The sequence below is a fragment of the Paraburkholderia yinzeri genome, assembly GCF_046581065.1.
GTDB lineage: Bacteria > Pseudomonadota > Gammaproteobacteria > Burkholderiales > Burkholderiaceae > Paraburkholderia.
In genome coordinates this window covers 2,159,625-2,186,569 of sequence record NZ_JBFOCJ010000001.1, presented here as the reverse complement: position 1 = coordinate 2,186,569, position 26,945 = coordinate 2,159,625, and the positions used below count along the sequence as shown (strand labels likewise).

The following is a 26,945-nucleotide window of genomic DNA, read 5'->3' as shown; positions in this document are numbered from 1 at the left end:
GAACGGGGGAGGAACATCAGACAACGCTGGCGCCGCCGTCGACGGCCAGATACTGTCCCGTGATGTGACGCGCCGCGGCGCTCGCGAGGAACACGACGGCGCCCTTGAGGTCGTCGTCGTCGCCCAGGCGATGCAGCGGCGTGTGATCGATAACGGTCTGGCCAAGTTTGTCGAGCAGTCCTGCCGACATCTTCGAGGGGAAGAAACCTGGGCAGATCGCATTCACGTTGATGCCGTACTTGCCCCACTCGGCGGCCAGTGCGCGCGTGAAGTTGATGGCCGCCGCCTTGGACGTGTTGTACGCGATGGCCTGCATGGAGCCGAGCGCGCCCTTGAGCCCCGCGATCGACGCGATGTTGATGATCTTCCCGCTCTTGCGGGGAATCATGCAGCGCTTGCCCACTTCGCGCGCGAGAAAGAATGGCGCGTTGACGTTCAGGTTCATGACCTTGTGCCAGGCCTCGTCGGGATAATCCTCGGCCGGCGCGCCCCAGGTGGCGCCCGCGTTGTTCACGAGAATGTCGATCCTGCCGCAGGCAGCCAGCGCCTCGTCCACGAGCGGCGCGACGCTCGCCGCGTGCTGCAGATCGCTCACCACCGTCGTCACTTCGATCCCAAGCCCCTGCAGGTGCCGCTGCGCCTCGGCCAGCTCGTCGGCCTTGCGCGCGGTGATGACCACGCGGCAGCCCATCTCGCCCAGCGCCTGCGCCATCTGCAACCCGAGGCCGCGCGAGCCGCCGGTGACGAGGGCGACCTGCCCGCCCAGCTCGAACATGTCCCTGACCTGCATGTCTTCGTCTCCTTGATGTTTCCGGGCCGCAAGCACTCCGCCACGCGGCCCTCATGAACTGACGGACGATTCTAGCGAGGCAATCCGGCGCGGTAAATCAGGAAAAGCACGGTCGTTCATTAAAGAATCTATTGCGCGGACCGCAAGAGCGCACGCGCTCTCGTACAGCCGCACCCTCAATCTTTCATTTTTATTACACGCAAGCCATCGACAAAACCATTGGGCAACGATTCATAACGAATGACTCCAGGGATTAGCCCGAGGTTGGCGCCCGCAACCATGCAAATGTTTAATGCCGGGCGTACACTCGCGGCAAGTCCGCCGCCGGGGGGTGTCGCGGACCGCAGGAGACACCGCCGCTGCAGACGGCGCCGTAAAGGCATATCAGGAGAACAATCAATGAGCTGGACGCGGGAACAGAGAAACGTGACGATTGCCGCCTACCTGGGCTGGACACTCGACGCGTTCGATTTCTTTCTGACGGTTTTCGTTCTGAAAGACATTGCCACCGAATTCAACACCAAGATCCCCGCAGTCGCATTCGCGCTCACGCTCACGCTGGCCATGCGCCCGCTCGGCGCGCTGATCTTCGGCCGGCTTGCCGACAAGTTCGGCCGTCGCCCCACGCTGATGATCAATATCGCGTGCTACTCCCTGCTCGAACTGCTCACCGGCTTCTCGCCGAATCTCACCACCTTCCTCGTGCTGCGCGCGCTCTTCGGCATCGCGATGGGCGGCGAATGGGGCGTGGGCTCGGCGCTGACGATGGAAACCATTCCGCCCAAGGCGCGCGGCTGGGTCTCGGGCCTCCTGCAGGCCGGTTATCCGAGCGGCTATCTGCTCGCCTCGGTCGTGTTCGGCGTCCTCTATCAATTCATCGGCTGGCGCGGCATGTTCTTCGTTGGCGTGCTGCCGGCGCTGCTCGTGCTCTACGTGCGCGCCCACGTGCCCGAGTCGCCTGCGTTCCAGGTCATGGAAAAGCGCACTCGCCCGAGCCTGCTCGCCACCCTCAAGCACAACTTCGCGCTGTCGATCTATGCGATCGTGCTGATGACCTGCTTCAACTTCTTCTCGCACGGCACCCAGGATCTCTATCCGACCTTCCTGCGCGAACAGCATCACTTCGATCCGCACACGGTCTCGCTCATCACGATCGTGCTGAACATCGGCGCGATCGTGGGCGGCCTGTTCTTCGGGTCGATCTCCGAGCGGATCGGCCGCCGCAAGGCAATCTGCATCGCCGCGCTGATCGCGCTGCCGGTGCTGCCGCTGTGGGCCTTTTCGAGCGGGCCGCTGCTGCTCGCGCTCGGCGCGTTCCTCATGCAGATTTCCGTGCAGGGCGCATGGGGCGTGATTCCCGTGCACCTGAACGAGATCTCGCCCGACGAAATCCGCGCGACGTTCCCGGGTCTCGTCTACCAGCTCGGCAACCTGCTCGCCTCGGTCAACGCTACGATGCAGGCATCGTTCGCCTCGACCCACGACAACAACTACGGCATGGCGATGGCCGCCGTGGCCGGCACCGTGGCCGTGCTGATCGCCGTGATGATCCTGTTCGGGCGCGAGCGCCGAGGCATCGACATGACGCAGTCGGCCAAAGAGGTGTCGAGCGCCTGACCTTCGTGCGCGGGCGCAGCGTTTCCCCTGCTGCCCGGCAATCCGAAGCCGCGCCGGGTTTGCCCCGCGCGGCTTTTGTTTTTGCGTATCGGCACGCTGCAGGCACACCGAGGGCACGCCGCGCGCTTTCGCGCCGCGCCATGCCGTGGCACGATTCGAGCTGACGACTGGCCCGACGCTCGCGAACAAACATCGAGAACAAGCCGCCAGACCCGCCGCCGCACGATGAGCCGCGCAAGATCGCCGCCGCCGTCTACGCGGCGTGCTTCCACTATGACACGCCGCCCGGAGAGACCTCATGACCGACACGCCCCGCACGCCCACGGCCACCGACGCCACCTCGGCCCCAATCGCCGCGCCGCAGACCAAGGGGCAGACAGGGGCACCCAACGCACCCGACACGGACGGCACCTGGTACGCGTCATATCCGGCCGATGTGCCGCGCGACGTGGACGTGCATCAATACCGCTCGCTCGCGCAGTTCTTCGACCACTGCACGGCGCGCTTCGGCGATCGCGTGGCCTACGTGAGCGCCGGCTCGCCGATGACCTATGCCGCGCTCGCGCGCCGCGCCACCGCATTCGCCTCGTGGCTGCAAGGCCAGGGGGTAAAGCCCGGCGAGCGCGTCGCCATCATGCTGCCCAACACGCTGCAGTACCCGGTGGCGCTCTTCGGCACGCTCAAGGCCGGCGCCGTCGTGGTCAACGTGAACCCGCTCTACACGGCACGCGAACTCGCCCATCAGCTCAAGGACAGCGGTGCCGAAACCATCGTCGTGTTCGAAAACTTCGCCAGGGTTCTCGAAGAGGCGCTGCCCGGCACGCGCGTGAAGCGCATTGTCGTGACGGGACTCGGCGACCTGCTCGGCGAAGGCTTCAACCTCAAGGGCCGCTTCATCAACTTCATGCTGCGGCACGTGAAGAAGATGGTCCCGTCGTATCGTCTGCCGCAGGCCATGCCGCTTCTCGAAGTGCTCGCACAGGGCGCACGCCGCCCTGTGGCGCCCGTGAACGTCGAGTTCGACGATCTTGCCTTCCTGCAATACACGGGGGGCACCACGGGCGTCGCCAAAGGCGCGATGCTCACGCACGGCAACATGATCGCCAACCTGCTGCAGGCCAAAGCGTGGACCGGCGGCCAGTTCGACGCCAGCGCGAACCACCAGGAAACCGTCCTTACACCACTGCCGCTTTATCACATCTATTCGCTCACCGTGAACGCGATGATCTTCATGGCGCTCGGCGGCCGCAACATCCTTATTGCGAATCCGCGCGATATCCAGCGCGTCGTGAAGACGATCCGCCACGAGACCTTCAGTTGCATGTCGGCGGTCAACACGCTTTACAACGCGCTGCTCGACAACGAGGCGTTCCGCCAGCGCGACTTCTCGGGCCTCAAGCTCGCGATGGCGGGCGGCATGGCCACGCAGAAGGCCGTGGCCGAGCGCTTCAAGACCGTGACGGGCAAGCCGATCGTCGAGGGCTACGGCCTGACCGAATGCTCGCCGATCGTGACGATGACTCCCGTCGATATCGAACATATGCAGGACTTCGAAGGACTGGTGGGCCTGCCGGCGCCCTCGACGCTCGTGCGCTTTCGCCGCGACGACGGCAACTGGGCGAACGTCGGCGAAGCCGGCGAGCTGTGCGTAAAGGGTCCGCAGGTGATGCGGGGCTACTGGAACCGTCCCGACGAAACGGCCAAAGTGCTCGACGAGGAGGGTTGGCTCGCCACGGGCGACATCGGTGTGATGGACGTGCAAGGCTACGTGCGTCTCATCGACCGCAAGAAGGACATGATCCTCGTCTCCGGCTTCAACGTGTATCCGAACGAGATCGAAGACGTGCTGGCCGCCCATCCGGGCGTGCGCGAGGTCGCGGCGATCGGCGTGCCCGACCCCGTGCAGGGCGAACGCATCAAGGTGTTCGTCGTGAAGCGCGACCCAGCGCTCACCGAAGAGGCGCTGATCCAGTTCTGCCGCCAGCAACTCACGGGCTACAAGGTGCCGCGCCTCGTCGAGTTCCGCGAAACGCTCCCGCAGTCGAACATCGGCAAGATCCTGCGGCGCGAATTGCGCGACGAAGAAATCAGGAAACAGGCGGCGGGCTCGTCCACCGCCTGAAATCCCGGCTGCCGACGCCGGCCCGTCAGTAGCTGCTGCTCGAACTGCTGCCCGAGCTTCCCGACGAACCGCTGCTCGATCCCATGCCACTGCATGCGGCAAGCCCTGTGGCGGAAATCGTGGCCAGCATCAGCCACGCAAGCAATGTGCACCACCGTCTCATCGTCGCCTCCTTCACGAAACACGCCCGGCCGGTTTGCCTGGGATACCTTGCCATGCCCCTGTGCGGCGAGAGCTCGCCACGTGTGAGCCGGCGCACGGAAGAAATGAGGTACGCAACGCGACAATCGAGTCCGATACAAGTCGCGCGTGCACGGCCGCTTTGCCCTACCCTGTGAGGACGCGCGCGGTAAATGCGGCGTACTGTCACAGCGTACTGCTACAGTGTAGGCGTGAGTGTCGTGCATCGTGAGGCGAGGTTACGGCGCGCGGCGGCCGCCCGCTCGACCACAGGGGACACAACAATGCCCACCCGAAACCGATCTGCGAAGCCGGTTCCAAGCCGGTATAGTGCTGCAGTAATGTATGTTCACTTTCGCGCGTCTCGTCGACACAGGGTAGAATCCCGGCGAGCAAACGTTTCCAACTGAATGCGGCATCGAGCCGCCAGGTCAAAATTCGTCCATGGCTTCCGCAGAATCGCATCCGCAAAACGACTTCATGAACGCCGCGCGCAAGGAACGAAAGCGCGTCGAAATCTATCTGGTCAACGGCATTCGCCTGACCGGCTGCATCGAGTCGTTCGATCAGTATCTGGTGATGCTGCGCACGCCCGTCGGCCTGCAAGGCATTTACAAGCGAGCCATCTCCACGATCCAGCTCGATACGGGCACGCGCCCCGGTCCGCGTCCGGCGCGCCCCGCACACGGCGGCGAACATACGAGCCGCGGCCCGCACGGCAGCCATGGGGGCCACGGCCCGCGTGAATCACGCGAGCCGCGCGAACCCAGAGAGCCGCGCGAACCGCGCGAATCGTGGTCCGCACCCACCCCCGCGGGCGGCGAGCGTGCACCGCAGGACGGCCCGGTCGTCGTTACGCGCCGCCGCCGCCTCTACGGCACCGTCAATAACGGCGGCAACAACAACGGCGGCGACGGCTCGGGCAACACCTGATCCCTTCTGCTCGCGCGGGGCAGGCGTACGCCTGCCCCGCGGCCCCCATCAGGCAGGCATTGCCGTGGCTGGCCGCAACCCGCTCGCGTTCATGGTTTTATCGGTTGCGATATGCTGGTGCGCATGATCCCTCCACGGAGAACGTCATGAGCGCATCGAAGCCGAAAACCCCTGCACCCGCGCCGGAAGATCCGCTCGACGAAGCGCTCGAAGAAACTTTTCCGGCCAGCGATCCTATCGCCGTGGAGCCCGAGCGCGGCAACCGCGAGTCCGGCAAGGACGACGGGGACGGCAAGAAAAAGCACCACAGCGGCGGCCACCACGGCGGCAAGCACTGAGCCCGGACGAAGCGCAAGCATCGCGCGGGCGTGAGGCGTCTGTGCGCCCTTTCGTGCATCCCTTGTGCGTATTTTGGTGACCCTTTCTCCCCTGCCCGCATGAGCGCGACCCGTAACGCCCATTTCCTGCGCGAGCGCGACGGCGCCCATGCCGCCGTGACCTACGTCGAGCTGTTCTTCGACCTCATTTACGCCTTCGCCGTCACACAGCTCTCGCACCGGCTCGTCCACGATCTTTCGGTCGTCGGCGCCGTGCAAACGCTCGTGCTCTGGTTCGCCGTCTGGCTGGGCTGGCAGTACACGTGCTGGGTCACGAACTGGTTCGACCCCGATCGCATCCCGGTGCGGCTGCTGCTCTTCGCGGCGATGCTCGTCGGCATGGTGCTGGCCGCGAGCCTGCCGCTCGCGTTCGGCTCGCGCGGCCTGATGTTCGCCGCAAGCTATGTCGTGCTGCAACTGGGGCGCAGTCTCGTCGTGCTGGTGTTCCTCGGCCCGCGCCATGCGCTCACCGCGAACTTCCGCCGCATCGCGAGCTGGCTCGCCATCTCGGGCTGCCTCTGGATCGCGGGCGGTTTCGCCGACGGCTATGCGCGCCTCGTCTGGTGGAGCGCGGCCGTGCTGTGCGAATACGTCTCGCCGATGTTCGGCTTCCCGCTCCCCCTGCTCGGCCGCTCGACCGGCGCCGACTGGCGCACCGCCGCGGGCGGCCATATCGCCGAGCGCTGCCAGGGCTTCGTGATCCTCGCGCTGGGCGAATCGGTGGTGGTCACGGGCGCCACCTTCTCCGACATCGCGCAATGGAGCGTTCCTGTCGCGATCGCGTTCGCGGTCTGCTTCGCGGGCAGCATCGCCATGTGGTGGGTGTACTTCGACACGAGCAGCCGCGCGGGCAGCCGGGCGATCGAGGAAGCGGAAGAGCCGGGCCTGATGGCTGCGGCGTTCCATTATGTCCACGCCGTGCTGATTGCCGGCATGATCGCAGCCGCCGCCGGCGACGATCTCGTCATACTGCATCCGGCAACGCGCGTCGGCATGACCGAGGCGGCGCTACTGATCGGCGGTCCCGCGCTCTATGTAATCGGCAACGGGTTCTACAAGCGCGTGGTCTACGGCTGGTTCCCGCTCTCGCACTGGATCGGACTCGCACTCTTTGCGTTGGCGGCACCGCTCGCGCTGCACACCGACCTGCTGATGGCCGGCGCGCTGACGACCGGCGTGATGATCGTCGTGGCGATCTGGGAAAGCGTGTCGCGCCGCAGCGGCGCAGAGGAACACCGGCTGAGCGTGCCTTAGACCGCGGCCTGCGCAAAGCCGGAACACCGGCACGAATGAAAACGGCGCCCCGTGGTGGGGCGCCGCATTGAAGACACTGCGCGAGCGAAAGTGCGGAAAGCCGGGATAAGCGGCATACCGGGCCAGCATGCCAGCCCGGATTTTCCGCCCCGCTCCAACATCATGCCGCTTGCGAGGGCGGCATTCTGCTCACTGGACCGGCAAGCCGCCCTCAACCTGACGCTGCAGCTCGCGAACCTGACGCTGCGCGGCCCGCAACTGGTCCTGAGCCGCCGCCTTCTCGACCTGCAGCGCATTCGCCTGGTCGCGCGTCTGCTTCTGCTGGTCGGACACGACCGCCTGTTGCTGACGCGCAATCGCGAGATCCGCCTGGAGACGGTTCGCGTGATCCTGAGTCAGCGCGATCATGCGGTCGGTGAAGGCCTTTTGCGCCGAGAGCCGGATCCGGCGGATCTCCACTTCGGCGAGCTGCTGGGACTTTTGCGCGAAGTCGCGGTAAATGGCCTCGGCGCGCGTCTCGTCACTGGTCTTGATGACGCGCCAGAACGTCTTGTTCTGGAACAGCGCGACGTAGTAGATCATCTCCTTGCCGTAAAACAGCAGACTCGCGCCGTACGTGCCGTTGTAGGTCGTGCGCAGCTCGTTCAGATCCGACCCGCGGATCATCTGCTGCAGCTCGGCCACATTGCCCGCCGCGTTCTGCTGCGCCTCTTCCGGCGTCAGCGCAATCGTTTGGCTTTGGGCCGCCGGTTCAGAAGCGGCCGTTGCCGGCAACGCCTCCGTTGCAGCGGGCGCCGCCTGGACCGCCGGCTGGGTGGTCACCCCAGCGTCTTGCGGCAGCGCCTGCGCGCAACCGGCCTCGGTCCCCCCGAACAGCACCATGACTGCCAGTGCCGCCTGTCGAACTCTCCACTTGTAGTCCATGTAGTCCCTGCTTTGAACAGTTCTAGTTTTGGCAAAACCGGCTAATTATCACTCACTTTCCCGGGTTTCGGGCTCCTCGTCGAAAATTTGGTACTTGCGTATCTTTTCCCACAGCACCTTGCGGCTGATGCCGAGGAACTGGGCCGTATCCTTGCGCCGCCAGCCGTTCTGATCCAGCGCCGCCAGCAACCGGCTGCGCTCGGCCATGTCCCATTTGCTGCGATCGATCACCGGCAGCCCGGCCTCCGCTGCGGCCGGCTGTACCCCAAGCGCGCCCGCCAGCAGCCGGCGCAGGCGCGGCGCGTCCCAACTGCCCGTCTGGCGCACCGTGACCCCAATGCGCTCGGCCAGGTTGCGCAACTCGCGCACGTTGCCCGGAAAGCGCATTGCCGCAACCGAATCGGCAAGCCAGTACGGCAGCTCGGGCAGCGTGGCGAGCCGCTCCTTGCCCACCACGATCGCCACGAACGCCTTGAAGAGCGCGATCTTGTCCACGGCCCCGCGCTCCTCGAGCGACGGCACGATCAGTTCGATCACCGCGAGCCGGTAGTAGAGATCGGCGCGGAACGTGCCCTCCTTCACGAGATTCGGCAACTGCCGGTTGGTGGCCGCGACGAGCCGGAAATCCACCTTCACGGGCGTGGCCGAACCGATGCGCGTGACCGTGCCGTCCTCCAGTACACGCAGCAGCTTGACCTGCTGGTAGAGCGGCAGGTCGCCGATTTCGTCGAGGAAAAGCGTGCCGCCGTCGGCTTGCTCGAAGTAGCCCTTGTGCGCAACCGCCGCGCCGGTAAACGAGCCTTTTGCATGGCCGAAGAAGAGCGATTCGAAAAGACCGTCGGGAATCGCGCCGCAGTTCACGGCGACGAACGGGCCCTGGCCGTAGCGCGCGTTCTTGCGATGCAGCAGCTCGGCCACGCGCTCCTTGCCCGTGCCGGTCTCGCCGTGCACGAGCACGCTCGTCTCGCAGTCGGCGAAGGTCTCGACTTCCTTCATTAGCGCGTGCATCGATTCCGATTCGGCGACGAGCACGTCGGCGCCCGCCGTTTGCGCCGAATGCGCGCGCAACTGGATCACGAGCTTCGAGACGAGCCCGCGAAGCTCGGCGCAGGTGAAGTCGAGCGGCAGGATGTACGAGTACTCCGCCGGGTACATGGCCGGGTCATTGTCGCGCGGCGCCGCGCCCACCCAGATCACGGGCATGCCGTGGGTAGCCTGCCAGTCGCGCAGCACGAGCGCACCGGTGTCGATCACGCTCACGCTGACCACGGCAATGGACGCGCGCGCGGCGAGCCGCTGCGGCGAGATGACCGTGTCGTCGGCGCGGATCACGTCGACGTCGAGACTGGCCATGCAGCGCCCGACGCGCTCGACGATGTCGGCCTTGCCCTCCCAGACGTAGAGATCGAGTTCCTCGATGGGGGTGGTGGTTCGCATCGTGTGGCTCTATTTGACGAGTTGCGCGACGCCGCAGACAGCGGGGCTCGGCGTCACGGTGGCGACCCCCACCTGAACGCCGAGCAGTTGCAGAAGCGGGGCGATCAGCGCGGTGCTGAGCGTGTCGAGCACGGGGGTAAGCAAGGTGGTGAGCACGCTGCCGACGAAGCCGACGAGCGGACCCGCCGGAATGCTCTGGCTGCCGAGCAGCGAGACATTCAACGCGTTGCCCTGCAGCAGCGCCTGGCTCGTGTCCGACAGCGTGGCGGAAAGCAGCGGGCCAAGCTGGTTCGCGTTGGTGCTGTTGCTGCCGAGCGGATTACCGTTGCCGTCGAACGATAACGTGACCGCATCGGCGGCCGGCACCGAGGCCTCAAGCGGCAAGGCAGCCGTTACGGTCGCGACCGGCTGGCCCGCCAGCGCAACGTTCGCAATCGTGGCGGGCGTGCCGCAGCTGAAAGCCTGCGTGGAGTTCAGGCCCGTGGGCGCCTGCCCGATGCAGAGGTTGAGGAGACCGGTCTGGGCGCCGATATTGATGACACTCGCCGCCGCGGTCGGTGCGCACTGGATCGACGTCAGCCATGCCTGGGCGGGAGCCACCGTGAGATAGACCGGCAGTTGAACCGACACATCCACGGCTTGCGTCAGAAAGTTGATGAGCGAGCCGAGGATCGGAATGTTGACGGTCAGGCTCGATGTGCCGAGCCCGACATTGAGCAGTACGAGAATTTGCGCGGTGCTCGCGACGGTGCGCCACGTCGTCGTGCCGGGAATGTAGCCCGGCTGGCCGACCCCGATCGAAGGCGGCTCGACTATCTGCACGGCTAACTGCAGGCTCGCGGGCAGCGTGCCGAGGCCGCCGGTCAGGTTGTTCAGGTTGACGTTCAGGCCGATCGGCGGCTGCCCGGTCTGCGCGATCTCCGCGCCGACGATGAGTGCCTGCAGCGGCGAGATCGTCGCGTCGAGCGCGGCATTCGAATCGGCGAGCCCGAGCGAAAGCAGCCCGGGAGCATTCGGCCGATTGCCAAGCGCAAAGCTGGTGGTGCCGGGAATGTTCGCGGAGAGAATCGTGTTCAGCGCGCCGAGTGCGGCGGACGCATTCGCGTCCGTGACGGCTTGCTTCTGCAGCACATTGGCCATGAGTTGGGCGAGCTGCGCGACCGTGACGTTCGTGTTGAGCAGGCCATCCACGGTACCCGCGTTGGCCTGCGCCACCAGATCGCCGAGGCTGATGGTCGTATTTGCCAGGCCACTCCAGGAGGCCAGCGACAGGTTGACGCTCGTGCCGAGCAGGCCGCTCAGCAACCCGTTGAGCAGATCCGCCTGCACCAGCGTCGTCGAGAGCGAGAAAGAGTCCGTATTCGTGGCCTGGGCGGTCGCTACGGCCGAAACCTCGTGCGCCGGCCCGACAAAGAAGTACGGCACGAGGCGCGTGACCGTCACCTCCGCGCCATTGAGCGGCAACTGGGCCGCAGTGGGCGGATTGGAGGCCTGCGTAAACGCCATACCGCTGCCGCTCGAATCCCACCGTCCGCAGACGGTCGACAGCGTCTGCGTGGACGAAACGGTGAATCCGTTGCTCGCCGCATTCGCCGCTGCCGTGATGGGCGGTTGCTGGCACGCGTCGTCCATCTGCTGCACGGCGGCCAGCGCGGCGAGGTCCGCGACGTTCTGCAGCGAGCGGCGTGCGAGATAGAAGTTGGCGACATCGAGCACCCCGAGCGCCGCCACCGCCACGACGAGCGCGAGGGCCGCGATGCTCGCAATCGAGCCGCGCGCCCGTCTCGCAGGCATACGCGCGCGAGCGCGCCGCCGCAACAGCGGCCGCCTTGCGTCTGCGCCGGCGCGCACCGGCAGGGGCTCGCGCGCATCCATCTCAGTTCGAGCCGCCCGAAGTCGCCGGCGTATTGGCCATATTGGCCTGGCTCTGTCCCGTGTCGACCGAGGAGCCGAACGAGGCCGGAATCTCCGTATCGAACGACTTCAGGTAGCGCCGCCAGGCGAGGCCTGCCTCCGCGCCCAGCATAGGCAGCGCCGGGGCGGCCTGCGCGTTGCTGCGCTGGAGTTCGAGCCACGCGCTCGCCGAATGACCGATCTCGCTGTTCGGCGCGGCGTCAGTTGCCTGCGCATGGGCCTGCGGCGCTAGCAGCGCGCAAAGCGCGAGCGCCGCGAGTTGCCTGCGCGTGCCGCGGTTTCCGCCGCCGTTTCCGCCGCTGCTTCCGCTACGGTTATTCGTCTTCTTCATATCGCTCCCCGTGTTCCGCCTGCCCTGGCGAGTCATTGCACGTCATTGAGCAGAGCGCTCGACGAGCCGCGGCTGCGCCTCCCCGCCCGGCCAGCCCGACTGTGTACTTGCCATTGCCGCCGTCGGCGCGGGCATCGCCGCGCTCGCCAATGCCGCGCGCGCGTGTGCCATCTCGCGCGCGTGCTGAGCCTGCGCGACGTTTTGCGCGTCGCGCTCGATCGCCGCGCGCGCCGCCGGCGCGAGACCCTCCTGCGCCATCAGGGCCTGCGCGCTTGCCGCATCGCCGCTCGCCACGAAATACAGCGCGACATTGGCGACGATCTTCGGGTTATGCGTATCGAGCTCGACGGCCTTCAGCAGCGGCACGCGCGCCGCCGCCACCTCGCCCTCGCGCAGCAGCGCGTAGCCGAGATCGGAGAGCGTCGTGGCATCGGTGGGCTCCAGCCGCGACGCCTCCGCCAGTTCGCTGGCCGCCTTCGAAAAATCGCCGGCCGCGCCCGCGAGCAGACCCAGGCCGCGATGGCCGCGCGCCGCGAACGGCGTCGTCAGCAACTGCATGTAGGCCGTGGCGCTCGCTGCCGACTGCCCCGTCGCGCGCAACGCATCGGCGCGCAGCACGATCGACTCCGGGCTCGCGCCGTATTGATGCTCGTACGCGTCGATATGCGCGAGCGATGCGTAATAGAGCCCCTCGGCCTGCATGCGCTGGATGAGCCCCAGGTACATGCCCGGCGTATCGGGCGCCGGGTCGCGCGTGGCGTCGCGCATCTGCAGTTCGGCCTGGGCCTGCGGCCCCACGCCGTAGCCCTGTTCCTTCGACGCACAGGCAGCGAGTACCACAAGCGCCATGCATGCCGCGGCGGCAAGCGCGCCGCGCGCAGCCGGCGCTCGACGCGTAACGATGTGATTCATGATGTCCTCGTGAGCGAATTTCATGGCCGGCTCTCAACGATGCGAGGCGAGCGCGCGCATCACCGCGATCAAGCCGGGCCCCGCCGTGACGATCAGCAGCGCAGGCAAGAGCGTGAGCACCATCACGCCGGTCATCTTGACGGTGAGCCGGCCGATGCGCTCGCGCAGCGACGCGCGGCGCACTTCGCGCAGGCGCTCGCCGAATTGCCTGAGCGGCTCCTGGACCGCGCCGCCGTGGCGGTCGACCTGAATGATCAAACGGATCACGGCGCGCAAGTCCTCGTTCTCATAGATCGACGCCATGCGATGCAGCGATTGCTCGCGCGTACGACCCGCGACGAACTGGCGCTGCGCGATCTCCATCTCGCCCGCAAGCACGGGCAGCACGCGGCGGAATTCGTTCACCATGACCTGCAGGCTCTGGTCGAGCGAGAGACCCACTCCCTGAAGCAGGCGCAGCAGATCGACGAACATCGGCAGCTCGTTTGCGACGGATTCGATTCGCGCGCGTACGCGCCTTGCCAGCCAGAGCTTGGGCAGCATGAAGCCCGCGACGGCGGCCACGCCCATGAACACGAGCGGATGGCCGGCCGGATTGTGCGACGTGGCAAGCCACGCGCCGACAGCGCCGCCCCCCGCCGCGCAGGCAACGCGTGCGACGAGAAAAAGCCCGCGCGAGCGCGCGTCGACATAGCCGCAGCGATCCAGCACACGCCGGTCTTCTTCGGCCACGATGAGCCGGCCCGCCGGCGTATCGAGCCAGCGCGCGCCCCGTTCGGCGAACGCTTCGACGAAACCCTTGAGCCCGGTTGCGCGCGCCGGCTGCGAGCCTGCCGACCGGCCCGCGGCTTCCGCGGCAGAACCCGCCGCACTTGCCTGGGACACCGCATTAACGCCCGCCCCTATCCCTTGCGTCGCCGCGCCGAAGCCGATCTTTGCGCCGCCCGCAGCGCCGCCTGCGCCACCACCGGCGTCGGCCCGGTTCGACGCCGCCGCGCGCGCATCGGCCACGGCCGCTTCGGCCCCATAGCTCGCGAAGCGCTGCTCGAGCGTGCGCGCGCTGCGCCGCGCAGCGGCAATGCGGCTTAGCGCCTGCCCTGCCAGCAGCGCAAAACCGAGCGCCGCCAGCAGTAGCGCGAGCACGCCGAGCCGTCCTGCGTTCATGGCGAGCTCCTCAGCCGGGTGAGCCGATACAGCAGATACGCGCCCACCGCCTGCAGCACGAGCGCACCATAGACAAGATGACGGCCGCCATCGTCGTACCACATCGCCGCGAAATACTTCGGGTTGACGAGGATGAGAAAGCCGACGATGCCAACGGGCAGCAGTGCCAGTACCCATGCGGACATGCGCGTTTCCGCCGACATCGCCACGAGTTCGCGCTGCGCCTGATCGAGATCGCGCATGAAGGTCGCCATGCGTTCGAGCATGACGTCGGCGCGCCCGCCGTAACGGACCGACAGGCGCAGCACCGCGCCCACCAGATCGAGCTCGTTTGCGTGATAGACCTGGGCGACCTGATGCAGCGCGCGATCGATCTCGACGCCGGTACGCAGCATGCGCGAGACGCGTTCGAGACACTCGCGCAGCGGCATCTCGGTGGTCTGAAGCGCGGCCTGGAACGCGGCCGGCACGCTGTTGCCGAGCACCACGAGACGGACGATACCGTCGAGAAATGAGGGGAGCTGCGCGACCAGCCTCGCACGGCGCCGTTGCATGCGCAACGAAAGTACAAACGCCACGAGCACGCCGATCATTGCCAGCACGGTTAGCGCGGCGAGCGCGCCGCCGAGTAGTCCAGCCCACAGGCACGCCGTCAGCGTTGCGAACGCGATGAGCAATGCGGGCTTGCGTGCGTTGGCGATCCCGGCGCGGCTCATCGCGTGTTCGAAGGCCGTCGCGGCACGTGCACGCCAGCTATCCGGGTCCGCCGCGGCGCGGGTGGGCGTCTGGGCGTTCGATGCGTTCGATGCGTTGGGTCCATTGGGTGCATTCGCCGCGCGCGCACCCGGGCGCGACGGCGCAAATGCCGTCGCCCCTTCCGCGTTCTTCGTGCCGGATCCCGCGTGAACGGGCACGGCGGCGCCATAGCCCGCCGCCGACACCCGGCTTTCGACGAAGCGGGTCACGCGCTCGCGCGCGACCCGCGTCTGCGCGCGGTGCCAGAGCATGAGCCCCGACGCTGCGAACAGCAGCGCAAGCGCGGCGACGACGGCCAGCACGCTAGACATTGAAGCCCCCGTCGCGCCCGCCCATGCCGAAGGCAGCCGCGCTCAAGGTCTGCCGGAAACGCGCAAGCTTGGGCGAATGCGGATGGATGCCGAGCGAGTCCCAGCGGTCGATCTCCTCGCCCTCGGGGGTGGTCACCGGCTCGTAGCGGTACAACTCCTGCGTCGCGATGATGTTGTCGGACAGCCCCGTTACTTCGGTTACCGAAAGAATTCTCCGGCGCCCGTTCGAGAGCCGGCCGATCTGCACGATGAAGTCGACCGCATTCGCGATCTGCCGGCGCAGGCTCGATTCGGTGCCCTGAAAGCCCGCGAACCCCGCAAGCATTTCGAGGCGATACAGGCACTCGCGCGGCGAGCTCGCGTGCACGGTGGCCATCGATCCGTCGTGGCCCGTGTTCATCGCCTGCAGCATTTCCAGCACCTCGCCGCCGCGCACTTCGCCGACGATGATGCGGTCCGGCCGCATGCGCAGCGTGTTGCGCAGCAGATCGCGGATGCTCACCACGCCCGCGCCGTCGAAGCCGCCCGGCCGGCTCTCCAGCCGCACCACATGCGGGTGGTTCAGCGAAAGCTCCGCGGTGTCTTCGATCGTCACCACGCGCTCCACGTCGGGGATGTGAAACGCCAGCGCATTGAGCAGCGACGTCTTGCCCGAACTCGTGCCGCCCGAAACGAGGATGTTGCAGCGAGCCTGCACCGCCGCTTCGAAGAGCGCCCCGATCTCCACCCCAAACGTACCGTTGCCGAGCAGATCGTCGGGCCGCAGCGGATCCTTGCGGAACTTGCGGATCGAGACGATCGGACCCGCCAGCGAAAGCGGCTCGATCACGACATTGATGCGTCCGCCGTCGGGCAGGCGCGCATCGACCATCGGATTCGATTCGTCGAGACGCCGCCCGATCGGCGCGAGGATGCGACGCACGATGCGCAGCAGATGCGCGTTGTCGGAGAAACGCACCGGAATCTTCGCGAGGATGCCGTGACGCGACACGTAGACGTCGCTATAGCCGTTCACGAGGATGTCCTCGACGGCGGGATCCGCAAGCAGATCCTCGATCGGCCCGAAGCCCGCGAGTTCCTTCGTCAACGCCTCGGCGATGATCCGCACCTCGCTTTCGTTGATCGGGATATGACGCAGCCGGACGAAGCTGTCCATCTCCAGGTCGACGAACTGGTTGATCGCGTGGCGCGACCAGCGGCCGAATTCGGCGCCCAGCTCTTCGATGCGTGTGAGCAGATGCTCGTGGGCCGCGTTCTTGACGTCCTGAAACTGCTGGCTCTGCGCGAACAGAGGAGAGTCGTCGGCAAATTCGATGTTATCCGCCATGATCTACGACCGCTTCGAAGAGTGTGGGAGAAAGCGGCGCAGCGCCTCGAGCTTTCTCGCCGCGCGCGGCCGCTGACCATCGAGCTGCGCGGCGAGCGCTTCGAGCGCGCGCACGTAGGGATCGCGCGGCGCCGTTTCGGCGAGCAGCTTGCCGCGATTGGCCGCCTGGCACAGCGCCACGCGTCGCGACGGCAATACCCCCGCAAGTTCAATGCCAAGGCGCGAAGCGATCTGCGCGGCGGAGAGATCGAGCTCCGCTTCGTACTGGTTGAGCACGAGCTGCACGTGAGCGAGGTCCACGCCGCCCTCGCGCAACGCGTCGAGCTGACGCGCCGCCGAAACGATCGAGGCGACGCTCTGGTCGCAGACGAGCCAGGTGTCGTCGGCGGCCTGCACTACGTTCGCGATGAACTCCATATTCGAAAAGCCGCCGAGGTCGACCAGTTGATGGTCGAAGAACGCGCGCAGCCGCGTGAGCAACGCCGCCGAGGACTGATACGAAACCTCGCGCAGCGCGCCGAGATCGGCAGGCAGGGTCGTCAGCGCCAGCCCGCTCTCGTGGCGCGCGAGCGCCGTGTGCACGAAGGTCTGGTCGAAGCGGCGCAGGTTGCGCACGGCGTCGACGAACGAGAAGCCGTTGCCCGCGTTCAGCAGCAACGCGCCGTCGCCGGCCGGCAGACCGAGGTCGAGAAGCGCCGTGTGGCGGTTGATGGCGGCGCCTTTGTGCGCAAGCAGCGCGCCGAGGTTCGCCGCGAGCGTCGTCACGCCCATGCCCGCGCGCGCGCCCAGCAGCACCGTGAGGTGGCCGTGGCGGCTCACCGGCTCGACGCGGTTGTCGAGCACCTGGCGCACGATGCGCAGCGCGTCGCCGCCGTCGGCCGCCATGTCGACGAAATCGCGCACGCCCGCGCGCAATGCCGCGAGCGCGCTCTCGGGTTCGGCGAGCGTGCCCACTGCAATGACCTGCAGCCCCGGAAACGCCGCGTGCGCGGCTGCCGCCACCGCGCTCGCCGCCGCGCCGCGTCCCGCCGAGAAGTCCACGAGCAGAAGCGAGGGCATGTGCATCGCAATGCGCTGCGTCACCTGCGCCGGATCGAGCGCCACGGCTTCCATCTTGCCGGCCGCCCCGATCGAGCGGGCAACCCAGCGTGCGTGCGCTTCGTCCGGCGATGCGAACACGAAGGAATCCGCGACCGTACGGTCAGTCTGCAAGTGCGCTCTCGCGTTCATGACTGCTCTCCCATTTTTTCCGCTGCGCCGTAGGCTGCCTCGGCGCGCTCACGGCGAAAATCCCGGTACCGGATCGCGCGAGGCCGCGCCGCCCAGCAACGCGCGCCAGACCGGTCCATCACGCTGTTCGGACTGCTCACCAGGCGTGGCGGGCAGCATGGCGTTCTTCGCGAGCGGCGAAACCAGATGCGGCGTCACGATGATCACCAGTTCGTTGTCGGTCTGCTGATACTGCAATTGCTTGAAGAACGTGCCGATCACCGGCAAGTCGCCAAGGAGCGGCACCTTGTTGACGTTCGACGACGTCTCGCGATCGATCAGGCCGCCAATCACGAAGCTCTCGCCATCACCCAGCTCGACGGTCGTTTCCGCGCGGCGCGTCGTGATCGCCGGCACCGAAACGCCGCTGATCGTCACGGCGTTCGTGTAGTCGAGCTGGCTCGCCTCGGGCGCGACCTTCAGCGCGATACGCTGCGGCGAGAGCACGGTGGGCGTGAGCGTGAGCCCGATGCCGTACGGCTTGTATTCGATCGATGTCGCACCGAGCGCCTGCGGCACCGGCACGGGAATTTCCCCGCCCGCGAGAAAGCTCGCGTTCTGCCCCGAGAGCGCCACGAGCGTCGGCTCGGCCAGCACGCGCGCGAGGTTGTTCGTCTCCATGAGGCTCAGATCCGAGAACAGCCCATGCGAAGCCGACGAAAACACGAGATTGAACGCCGACGAGATCGGCGTGATGCCCGTGAGCGCGGTGCCCACCGCCGTATTGTTCGCGCCGGACGACAGCGACGAAGGTCCGAACGAGCCGAACGAAAAACCATTGTTCTGGCGGAAGAAGTTGAAGCCGATCTGCTTGAGCACCGACCGGCTGAACTCCACCACGCGCACATCCACCTGAACCACCGCACGCGTCGCGACATTCGACGCGTCGAGCACGCTGTCCGGCTTCGCATCCTTGCCGAGCGCGCCCTCGGCCGCGACCACCGCGCGCTGGTGAGCCTCCATCGTCGCCGCTTCGCCCGTGATGATCGCCGTGCCGTTCAGCGTCTTCACCGCCGGCGTATCCGGACCGAGCAACGCGCGTGCGGCGCTCGTCGTCACGTTGACCGTGATCGTGCTCACCGTATCGCCGCCGTCCCACAGCATCACGTTCGTCGTGCCCGGCGCCTTGCCCACCAGCAGCACGCCGCCACGCCGGTCGCCGCGCACGATCATCACGTCCGCGATCGACGGATCGCCCACGGCGATGCGCCGCAATGCGCCCGAAACCGGCAGCGTGCGCTGCTCGCCCACCGTGAGTTCGACCGCCTGCGGCAGTTCCGCCGATCCCGCCGCCGCTCCCGCTTGCGCACCCGGCGCAGCGCGCGCGGGCACCGTCGCAAGCGCGAGCGTGAGAAGCCCGGCGCACGCGGATGCCGCGAGGGCCACTGCGAGTTTCCTCGTCATCGTCATATTGTTTTGCTTGCCACAAACCCGCCGCGCCTGTGCGGCACATTACCAGGCAACCGTTTCCGCTCGCCCGCCCCGTATTACTTCGATGCCGCCGCGCGCCGCCGGCGCGTTGCGATGTGTTGCTGCCGCTGCCTCGCGCGGCGCACTGCCGCCGGCGAGCTGATCGAGCGCCACGCCCTCCGCCGCGCGCGTCGAGCCTTGCGGCGCGTCGTGCGACACGACCTTGATCACGCCCGGAGACGTTGCGAACGCCGAAGGATCGACTGTGTCGTCGTCGGTCGGATTGCGCAGCGCCAAAATCAGTTGTCCCTGGCTTTGGGCGAGGGCCAGCTTGTCCACCTCGGTCACCGGTACCGCGAGCACGGCGGTACGCGGCGCCATGTTCTGCGTACCGAAGCCGCTCGTGCGTTGCGGATTGCCGCCCGGCGGCGTTGCGTCGGCGGGATTGCCGAAGACCAGCACGCGCGCCTTCGAGACGAGGAGGCGCGCCTGGGTGCGCCCCACTTCGCCACCGCTCACCGCACCATCGCGGCGCAGCGTGAAGAACACATCGACGTAATTGCCGGGCTTCAGCTCGTAGCCCACCGCGTTGACCTCGTCTACACGCACCGCCACCGCGCGCTCGCCAGGCTGGATGCTGGCCGCGAGGCTCGACGACAGTTGCGTGTCGAGCACGGGCGCGTCCGCCGCGATCTCGGTAAGCGGCACGCGGCCGGCGATCAGCGCCTTGTCGTTAAACGCGCCTTCGGGATGAATGGGCAAGGCCTGTACGCGCAGCGCATCGGCGGAAATCGGCTGACCCGCGGGCAGCGTGCGCGTGGCGACGACGACCGGCGTGAGCATCTGGACAGCCGACGAAACGGGCGGTACGACGGGCGCCGGAGGTGCGCGGCGCGCCAGCATGAAAGCAAACGCGCCGAGCACGAGAGCGCCGGCAATCAGCAGGCCCGCGACGATTTTGGTCAGATTCGCCATGAACGGTCACCCTGGCTCCGCTGGAGCGGCGCGATTACGGATAGAGAGGTATGGACGCACATCAGAGCAGGTTCTCCGGGTCGAGCTGCACGGTGGCCTGGCCGGTGAGCGACTGCGGTATAGCGATGCTCAGAAGAGGCAATATCGGCACGAGCGGATTCGCCCCGTATGCATAAGTCAGCGTCACCTGGATGCAGTCCATGGCGGGGTTGTTCGTGCAACCCGACGGCGATGCACTGATCGCATTCGTACAGGTCGCCGTGACGGGTAGCCAGCTCACGACGGTCGTCGCGCGACTGCACGCCTGCGCGGCACGCTCGCTCAGGGCCGTGCCATCGCTCGTCGCGCTCTGCCAGACGAGCGCGGCACGCGCACCCTCTTCCGCTGCTGCTGTCAGGCTCTGCTGCGTGAGGAACACCATGCTGTACGTGATGATCGCGTACAGCACGAGGAAGAACACCGGGAACACGATCGCAAATTCGACTGCGGCGGTACCGCGCTGCATCGCGCGACGCGTGGGCTTGCCCGTGACCCGGCTCATCGGATACCTCCCAGCGCGAACTGCCATGCGAGCCACGCGACGGCCGACACCGTCAGGCAGGCGGCGTATGGTGTACCGCGACGCCCGCCCACCATAAATATCTGCACTCCTTGATAACGCGCAGCGCTACTGCGACGACGAAGCACAAGCAGCGTCGCTGCTGCGTGCACGCCCGCAGCAATGCTCGCTGCGATCCAGAGACCCGGCAACAGATGCAGCCCACACCATGCACCAAGCACGGCGAACACCTTGACGTCGCCCGCCCCCATCACACCGAGCACAAAGAACGGCATGAGCGCGGCGAGGCCGACCACGGCAGCGCCAAGGGCTTGTGCGACGTCGATGCGCGCCGGACCGGCGTGGAGCACCGACGCGGCAAGCGCAGCGCACAGACCGGCCACGACGAGGGCGTTGGGCACGCGGCGCGAGCGGCAATCGCCGATCGCGACCGCCACCGCCCAGACGCCGAACACGAGGTCGCTGAGTAGGGTGAGTGTCATAGCCGGAATTCGCGCACAGCAATCCGCACGCACCACAGGAACGGAGCGAGTGAAAAGCAGAGTTTCTGCTTCGCTACGGACTACTACGAATAGGGCAAAGAGCGACGTCGGCTTAGCCGCCAACGGTCTTCGACAAGCTCGCGTAGATGTTGGTGAACACGGTGTTCAGCTCGGCGCCCAGGTTCGTGACCGCAGTCAGAATCGCCAGCGCGATCACTCCCGCAATCAGCCCATATTCCAGCGCGGTAACCCCGTCTTCCGACTTGATGAATTGTTTGAACAGTTTGTTCATTTCGGCCCTCTCTCTTATTTCGCTTTCACGTTGTCCTGCGCCGGCTTCACAAAGCCTTGCCCGTATCGTGAATAGTCGCCTGCGCATCCGGTCCGGCTGCGCGCGAGCCTTTATTACAGCTCGCTAACGTTGGCCCAAATCGCATACACATCCCTCTTGATGCATGCGTTCAGTGCTCCTTGTGCGGCTTTTATAGCGTAACAAACATCGTTGCGCAATCGCCCTCTCGTATTTTCATTATCGGCATAGGCGTTGTGTTGTTTAGCCCGGACAAACCATGACAACACTATTCAGGACTAGAAAGTCATCGTGTTACGCCCTGTTCCGTAACGCTCCCATGCCGGCGTTACGTGACGTAACGCTTGCCGGCACGAGGTCTCGCGACACCTGCGCAAACGATTCATTCGACGAAAGACACGGCCGGATGCTTGGCACGCCTTGATTTGAAAAACCCCTCTAGCGAGCGGTTTCCTGCACGCCATACCCCTCGTCGCTGCCTGGCACATCTGTTGCAGATAAGGACGCGTAGTCCAGACAAACGACACAAGCAGATACCACACGAGACGAGGGCATCATGAATCAGAACACGATCGGCAACGCCGCACGCTTGACGCTTGTCGCGGCCACCACCGCTGCCATGCTTTCGTTGAGCGCGTGCGGCGGTTCCGGCACGCTCAGCAGCGGCACGGGCACGGGTAGCGGCGGCGGCACGCTGTCCACGAGCGGCTCCAGTGGCTCGGGAGGAAGCGGCGACAGCAGCGGCGCAGGCACCACAACCGGCAGCAACGGCAGCGGTACAGGCAGCGGCGGCGGCGGCACGACCACCGGCGACAGCGGCAGCGGTAGCGGTAGCGGCTCGAACAACGGAGGGGGGACCGGGGGCGGCACCACGACCGGCAGTAACGGCAATGGCAACGGCAACGGTTCGGGAGGCGGCGGCGGTTCGACCGTCGCCGCCAACGCCGTGGGCCAGGTCGCAAACGCCGCCGGCAATGTCGTGAACGCCGCCGGCTCGACGGCGACGGGTCTCGGCACGTTGATCGCCTCGCAGTCGGTGCCGGGTGTCAGCTCCGCGACCACGAGCGCTGCCGGCGGCATCGTGCAGAACGTCGGTTCGGCTGTCTCGACGCTCGGCACGGGCGTCTCGCAAGGCCTCGGCCAGATCGGCGCCAGCAGCAATCCGGTCGACACCACGCTCGCCAGCACAGGCGGCGCCGTGAGCGATGTCGGCAAGGCCGTCACGAACGCCGGTCAACTCGTCACGAGCCTCGGCAGCGGCCCGCTCGCGCCGCTCGCCGCGCTCACGACGCCCGTCGGCGGCGCCGTCGGCACGCTGGGCTCGGCGCTCACCACCGGCGGTCAAACACTCACGTCGGTCCTTTCGCAAGGGCCGGTCCAACAGGTCACGCAGCAGCTCAGCTCGGCCATCACGCCGATCACCTCGGTGCTCGCTGCCACCACGCAAACGCTTGGCAACGCAACGGGCGTCGGCGCGCCGGTCAATGGCCTGCTGCAAGCGATCGGCGGCGGACTCCAGAAGGGCGGCGCCCTCGTCGCGCAGACCGGCGGCGGCACGAATCCGGTCACGACCGGCGTCGGCACGCTCGTCGCCGATACGGGCAAGACGGTCGCCTCGGCGGGCGGACTGCTGACGGGCGGCAGCTCCGGCAGCAATCCGCTTGCCCCGGTCACGAGCCTCCTGGGTGGCGCGACCGGTGGCTCCGGCAGTTCGGGCAGCGGCCCGCTCGCACCCGTAACGAGCCTTCTTGGCGGCATAACCGGCGGTTCCGGCAGCAGCGGCAGCAATCCGCTCGCACCCGTAACGAACCTCGTCTCGACCCTGACCAGCACGGTCACCGGCGCGGCGGGCGGCGTCGGCGTGGGAGTCGGCGTCGGCGCGGTGGCCGGTGCGGGCGCCGGGACCTCGGGATCGCACGGCACGAGCACCGGCAGCACCACACCTGGCCTCTCGCTCGCATCCTCGAGCGGCGGAACGAGCGGCAGCAGCACGACGGGCCCGCTCGCCGGCTTGACCTCGCTCGTTGGCGGCCTGCTCGGCGCCAAAAAGTAAGCGCATTCGAACCACTCTTTCAGACGAGGAGACACCGTCATGTCCACCAGCGCAACGGCGGTTTTCAACGAACAGACCCAGACGCTCGTGCGCGGCCTGCGCCTCACCGCGCTCGCCTGTGCCGTGGCCTGCTCGCTCGCGGCCTGCGGCGGCAGCAGCTATACGCCGCCCAACAACGCGGCCAGCGGGGCGACCGGCACGGGCGGCACCAGCGGCACGGGTGGCGGCACCACGACCGGCTCGACGGGCGGCGGCAGCGGCACGAACTCGGGCGGCGGGGGCTCGACGACATCCAGCGGCACAACCGGGACGAGCGGCGCGCTGACCTCGGTCGCCAAGACCGCCACCGATCTCGGCAACACCATCAGCTCCACGCCCCTACCCGGCGCGAGCGGCGTCACCTCGGGCCTCGGCAGCACGGTCGCGAGCACCGGCGGCGTGGTCAACGCGCTCGCCAACGACCTCGCGGGCGGTGTCGGTCAGACCGGGTCGAGCACGAATCCCGTGGGCGCCACGGTCGCCGGCCTGGGCAGCGTGGTGAGCTCAACGAGCGGTGTCGTCAACGGCCTTTCGTCGACCGTGAGCGGTCTCGGCAGCGGCCCGCTCTCGCCGCTCGCTCCCGTCACGTCGCCGGTGGCGGGCGTACTCGCCACGACGGCGAACACCGTCAACGCGGGCGGCGCGGTCCTTGGCAACGTGCTCTCCTCGGCCCCCGTGCAGCAGGTCACGCAACCCATCAGCACGGCCATCACGCCGATCGTGCTCACCGCCGGTCTCGTCACGCAGCAGGTGGGGACGACCACAGGCCTCGGCGTGCCGCTTTCGGGCGTGCTCGCCAAGCTGGGCGGCGCAGTCTCGACGGCCGGCACGACCCTCGGCAGCGCGGCCAGCGCCGCCACGAACAACCCGCTCGGCGCCGACGTCGGCACGCTCGTCGCCTCGCTCGGCAACACCGTGACGAACGCGGGCGGCCTCGTCAACCCGAACGGGCCTAACGGCGCTGCGCCAATTCCCGGCTTGATCGTGAGCCTGGTCGGCAGCAGCAATTACGCTGTACTAAGCGGTCCACCGACCGGCGCCGCAGCGAGCGGGCCGCTCGGCCCGCTCAAGGCCACGCTCGCCAGCCTCGGCCTCGGCAGTTCGCCGCTCGGCAACCTGCCGGTCGGCTCGCTCACGGGTGTGCTTTCGGGCACGCCGCTCGGAGGCGTGCTGACGAACACGCCGCTCAACAGCATCCTCTCGGCCACCCCGCTCAGCGGCACAATCGCGGGCGTGCCGGTGGTCGGCGCCCTGCTAGCGGGCACGACGACTGGCAGCGCCGGCAGCCCGGCGGCCACGGGCGCGCTCGCCTCGCTCACCTCGCCCACGACCGGTAGCGCCGGCGCCACTGCCCTGCTGCAGCCGGTGACGGCCCTTGTCGGCACGGTCACGGGCACGCTCGGTTCGACGGCGGGCGGCACGTCCGGCACCTCGGGTAGCTCAAGCAGTTCAGGGGGTCTGTTAGGTGGCCTGCTCAAGAAGCTGCCATAGCCGAACGCAAAATCATCGGGCAAGATACGCAACGCGACGACGCGACATTCGGACCGGAAAGTTGCGCGCGCACAGCCTGGCAGGAACGTAGTCGCAAGACCGCAGGAATAAAAACACAGGCGTCAGGGAGCCACAGACCGCCCACGAAGGCGGCACAAAGAGACGGCACGCGTCGGACACAAACAATCAACGACGCGTGCCGCCCGATAAGCTAGAGGGCAGTGAAATGAGAGGCGCAGTTGCAGGATGGGTCATGCTCGCCGCTGCGGGGGCGGCGGCGAGCAGCCTTACGGGGGTTGCAGTCGCGCAGAGCCGGCCGGCGCCGGGCGGAAACCCGCTCGGCGGGAATCCGCTCGACGCGCTGCCGCAGGTCAACGCGCCGCAAAAGGCGCCGAACGTGACCGTGAACGTGCAGCAGCAGACGCCGCAATTGCAGCAGTTGCTCGCCACGCATCTCACGCCCACGACGTTCAAGGTCGAGGGCGTGAAGTCGATCCCGTTCGACGAGGTCGCTCAACGCTTCGCACCCCTTGCGAATCACGACATCACGATCGGCAAGCTGATCGAGACGGCGAACGGCGTGACGAAGCTGTATCAGTCGCGTGGCTATGCGCTCTCGTTCGCGTTCATACCTGCACAGGACTTCGCCAATGGCGTCGTGCGCATCGTGGTCGTGGAGGGCTACGTGGCCGACGTGAAGATCACCGGCAAGCCCGGTGCGCTGGAAGGCAAGATCCGGGCGATCGCGGCGCATATCGTCGATGACCGGCCGCTGCGCACGGCCACGTTCCAGCGCTACATCAACGTGCTCGGCTTGTTGCCCGGCCTCAAGGTCTCGGCCAACGTGCCGCCGCCCAGCAATACCGACGGCGCGACGACGCTCGAACTCGATACGCAGCACAAGTCCGTCGATTTCAGCGCCGGCGTAAACACCAATCAGCCCGGCGTTCAGGGCCTTCTCACCGCCAGCGAAAACGGGCTCACGCCGTTCGGCGAGCAACTGAGCATCTCCGCACTGATGCCAAGGGGTCCTGACCACATCACCTACATTGCGGCACATGCGGCGGTGCCGGTGGGAAGCGACGGCCTCACGGCCAAAGTGGATGCCTCGCACTATCGCGGCAACCCGACCGACAATCCGGGCCTGCCCTCCTATGTCGAACGCACGGTCATCAGCGACAAGCTGACGGGCTCGCTCTCGTATCCGATGCTGCTGAACAACACGCGCAGCCTGATCGGCACGGCGAGCGTCTATGCGACCCACGACGAGGACGACTATCACAACACGATCAACGGCGCCCAGTATGGCGAACGCTCCCAGGTTCGCGTGCTGCAACTGCAGGCCGACTATACCGACGTGCAGCCGGGCCAGGTGCGCAAGGCGAGCTTCAACGTGGCAAAGGCCTTCGACGTGCTCGGCGCGTCGAAGTCGGTAGACACGAACATACCGGGGCTCGTGGTGCAGAACCCCGTCTCGCTGAACTTCGTGCGCACCGACGCCACGGTGTCGCAAACCAACGACTGGCCGCTCGGCTTCGGCACGGCGGTGGCGGCCACGGGCCAATACAGCCCGGTGACGCTGCCCACGTCCGAGGAGATCGCCTTCGGCGCACAGCATTTTGCGCAAGGCTACGAGCCCGGCGAAGCATCGGGCGATTCGGGCTGGGGCTTCTCCTTCGAAGTGAACCATCCGTTCAGGCCCGCCTACATGTGGCTGCAGACGATCACGCCCTATGTCTCGTTCGACATGGCGCGCGTCTATCTGCATGCGGGCACGCCCGCGCCGTCAAGGCTTTCGTCGGCGTCGATCGGCTTCCGGATATCGGACGGCAAGTACTACACGCTCGACCTCTCGGTGGCCAAAGCGCTCGCGGATGCGCCCGTGGAGAGCGCATCGCGCAGTCCGCGCGTCAACGCGACATTCTCGTATCAGTTGAACTGATCTGGACAACCGCGCGCTCGGGCGACTAGAGGCCCTCCTCTCCTACGAACGCCGCGCTTTCGCGTA

At 67.0% G+C, this 26,945-nt stretch carries 24 protein-coding genes; 8 read left to right on the top strand and 16 right to left on the bottom strand.

The window, feature by feature from the left end; all coding sequences use genetic code 11:
• Positions 1 to 16: 16 nt before the first annotated feature.
• On the bottom strand, positions 17 to 790 hold the full coding sequence (locus tag WJ542_RS10410) for an SDR family oxidoreductase (protein WP_411189223.1): 774 nt from the start codon (positions 788 to 790) through the stop codon (positions 17 to 19).
• A gap of 399 nt (positions 791 to 1,189) precedes the next feature.
• Between WJ542_RS10410 and WJ542_RS10405 the strand changes: the two genes are divergently transcribed.
• A complete protein-coding gene (locus WJ542_RS10405; RefSeq protein WP_411189222.1) occupies positions 1,190 to 2,407 on the top strand; it encodes an MFS transporter in 1,218 nt (405 codons plus the stop codon).
• A 298-nt stretch (positions 2,408 to 2,705) separates the two neighbouring features.
• Positions 2,706 to 4,529 carry an AMP-binding protein gene (locus WJ542_RS10400; protein WP_411189221.1) on the top strand — a complete coding sequence of 608 codons (1,824 nt, stop codon included), beginning with the start codon at positions 2,706 to 2,708 and terminating at the stop codon, positions 4,527 to 4,529.
• A 25-nt stretch (positions 4,530 to 4,554) separates the two neighbouring features.
• Here the strand turns inward: WJ542_RS10400 and WJ542_RS10395 are convergent, their stop codons facing one another.
• Positions 4,555 to 4,692, bottom strand: a complete 138-nt coding sequence (locus WJ542_RS10395; RefSeq protein WP_411189220.1) for a hypothetical protein — start codon at positions 4,690 to 4,692, stop codon at positions 4,555 to 4,557.
• Positions 4,693 to 5,153: 461 nt separating this feature from the next.
• Between WJ542_RS10395 and hfq the strand changes: the two genes are divergently transcribed.
• The 3 genes from hfq (at position 5,154) to WJ542_RS10380 (ending at position 7,273) form a co-directional block, all read left to right on the top strand.
• Positions 5,154 to 5,642: an RNA chaperone Hfq gene (hfq, locus tag WJ542_RS10390; protein ID WP_411189219.1), complete on the top strand. Its 489-nt coding sequence runs from the start codon at positions 5,154 to 5,156 to the stop codon at positions 5,640 to 5,642.
• 146 nt (positions 5,643 to 5,788) lie between these two features.
• A complete protein-coding gene (locus WJ542_RS10385) occupies positions 5,789 to 5,980 on the top strand; it encodes a hypothetical protein (protein WP_411189218.1) in 192 nt (63 codons plus the stop codon).
• A gap of 99 nt (positions 5,981 to 6,079) precedes the next feature.
• Complete coding sequence (locus WJ542_RS10380; RefSeq protein WP_411189217.1) at positions 6,080 to 7,273, top strand: low temperature requirement protein A; 1,194 nt, start codon at positions 6,080 to 6,082, stop codon at positions 7,271 to 7,273.
• 189 nt (positions 7,274 to 7,462) lie between these two features.
• Here the strand turns inward: WJ542_RS10380 and WJ542_RS10375 are convergent, their stop codons facing one another.
• The 14 genes from WJ542_RS10375 to WJ542_RS10310 form a co-directional block, all read right to left on the bottom strand.
• On the bottom strand, positions 7,463 to 8,197 hold the full coding sequence (locus WJ542_RS10375; protein ID WP_411189216.1) for a DUF2968 domain-containing protein: 735 nt from the start codon (positions 8,195 to 8,197) through the stop codon (positions 7,463 to 7,465).
• Positions 8,198 to 8,245: 48 nt separating this feature from the next.
• Positions 8,246 to 9,634: a sigma 54-interacting transcriptional regulator gene (locus tag WJ542_RS10370; RefSeq protein ID WP_411189215.1), complete on the bottom strand. Its 1,389-nt coding sequence runs from the start codon at positions 9,632 to 9,634 to the stop codon at positions 8,246 to 8,248.
• Between the two features lie 9 nt (positions 9,635 to 9,643).
• Positions 9,644 to 11,428 (bottom strand): pilus assembly protein TadG-related protein, encoded by a 1,785-nt coding sequence (locus WJ542_RS10365; RefSeq protein WP_411189214.1) that lies wholly within the window; start codon positions 11,426 to 11,428, stop codon positions 9,644 to 9,646.
• 82 nt (positions 11,429 to 11,510) lie between these two features.
• The gene (locus tag WJ542_RS10360; RefSeq protein ID WP_411189213.1) at positions 11,511 to 11,879 is read right to left on the bottom strand and encodes a DUF3613 domain-containing protein; all 369 of its coding nucleotides are present in this window, start codon (positions 11,877 to 11,879) and stop codon (positions 11,511 to 11,513) included.
• A gap of 42 nt (positions 11,880 to 11,921) precedes the next feature.
• A complete protein-coding gene (locus tag WJ542_RS10355) occupies positions 11,922 to 12,815 on the bottom strand; it encodes a tetratricopeptide repeat protein (protein WP_411189212.1) in 894 nt (297 codons plus the stop codon).
• Positions 12,816 to 12,824: 9 nt separating this feature from the next.
• Entirely contained in the window at positions 12,825 to 13,955 is a 1,131-nt protein-coding gene (locus WJ542_RS10350; protein ID WP_411189211.1) for a type II secretion system F family protein, read from the bottom strand.
• Entirely contained in the window at positions 13,952 to 15,022 is a 1,071-nt protein-coding gene (locus WJ542_RS10345; RefSeq protein ID WP_411189210.1) for a type II secretion system F family protein, read from the bottom strand. The genes WJ542_RS10350 and WJ542_RS10345 overlap by 4 nt, the downstream gene beginning before the upstream one ends.
• Positions 15,015 to 16,349, bottom strand: a complete 1,335-nt coding sequence (locus WJ542_RS10340; protein WP_411189209.1) for a TadA family conjugal transfer-associated ATPase — start codon at positions 16,347 to 16,349, stop codon at positions 15,015 to 15,017. The genes WJ542_RS10345 and WJ542_RS10340 overlap by 8 nt, the downstream gene beginning before the upstream one ends.
• A 3-nt stretch (positions 16,350 to 16,352) precedes the next feature.
• On the bottom strand, positions 16,353 to 17,579 hold the full coding sequence (locus tag WJ542_RS10335; RefSeq protein ID WP_411189208.1) for a P-loop NTPase family protein: 1,227 nt from the start codon (positions 17,577 to 17,579) through the stop codon (positions 16,353 to 16,355).
• Between the two features lie 48 nt (positions 17,580 to 17,627).
• Positions 17,628 to 19,022, bottom strand: a complete 1,395-nt coding sequence (locus tag WJ542_RS10330) for a type II and III secretion system protein family protein (protein ID WP_411189207.1) — start codon at positions 19,020 to 19,022, stop codon at positions 17,628 to 17,630.
• Positions 19,023 to 19,070: 48 nt separating this feature from the next.
• Positions 19,071 to 20,003, bottom strand: coding sequence for a Flp pilus assembly protein CpaB (gene cpaB / locus WJ542_RS10325; RefSeq protein ID WP_411189206.1), 933 nt, complete (start codon positions 20,001 to 20,003; stop codon positions 19,071 to 19,073).
• Between the two features lie 61 nt (positions 20,004 to 20,064).
• A complete protein-coding gene (locus tag WJ542_RS10320; RefSeq protein ID WP_411189205.1) occupies positions 20,065 to 20,544 on the bottom strand; it encodes a TadE/TadG family type IV pilus assembly protein in 480 nt (159 codons plus the stop codon).
• Positions 20,541 to 21,044: an A24 family peptidase gene (locus WJ542_RS10315; protein ID WP_411189204.1), complete on the bottom strand. Its 504-nt coding sequence runs from the start codon at positions 21,042 to 21,044 to the stop codon at positions 20,541 to 20,543. The genes WJ542_RS10320 and WJ542_RS10315 overlap by 4 nt, the downstream gene beginning before the upstream one ends.
• A 112-nt stretch (positions 21,045 to 21,156) precedes the next feature.
• Positions 21,157 to 21,336 carry a Flp family type IVb pilin gene (locus WJ542_RS10310; RefSeq protein ID WP_411189203.1) on the bottom strand — a complete coding sequence of 60 codons (180 nt, stop codon included), beginning with the start codon at positions 21,334 to 21,336 and terminating at the stop codon, positions 21,157 to 21,159.
• 574 nt (positions 21,337 to 21,910) lie between these two features.
• On the opposite strand from WJ542_RS10310, the gene WJ542_RS10305 reads away from it, so the two are divergent.
• The 3 genes from WJ542_RS10305 to WJ542_RS10295 all read left to right on the top strand — a co-directional run bounded on the left by WJ542_RS10305 (position 21,911) and on the right by WJ542_RS10295 (position 26,879).
• On the top strand, positions 21,911 to 23,407 hold the full coding sequence (locus WJ542_RS10305; RefSeq protein WP_411189202.1) for a collagen-like triple helix repeat-containing protein: 1,497 nt from the start codon (positions 21,911 to 21,913) through the stop codon (positions 23,405 to 23,407).
• A gap of 39 nt (positions 23,408 to 23,446) precedes the next feature.
• A complete protein-coding gene (locus WJ542_RS10300; RefSeq protein WP_411189201.1) occupies positions 23,447 to 24,937 on the top strand; it encodes a collagen-like triple helix repeat-containing protein in 1,491 nt (496 codons plus the stop codon).
• A gap of 253 nt (positions 24,938 to 25,190) precedes the next feature.
• On the top strand, positions 25,191 to 26,879 hold the full coding sequence (locus tag WJ542_RS10295; protein ID WP_411189200.1) for a ShlB/FhaC/HecB family hemolysin secretion/activation protein: 1,689 nt from the start codon (positions 25,191 to 25,193) through the stop codon (positions 26,877 to 26,879).
• Positions 26,880 to 26,945: the final 66 nt, after the last annotated feature.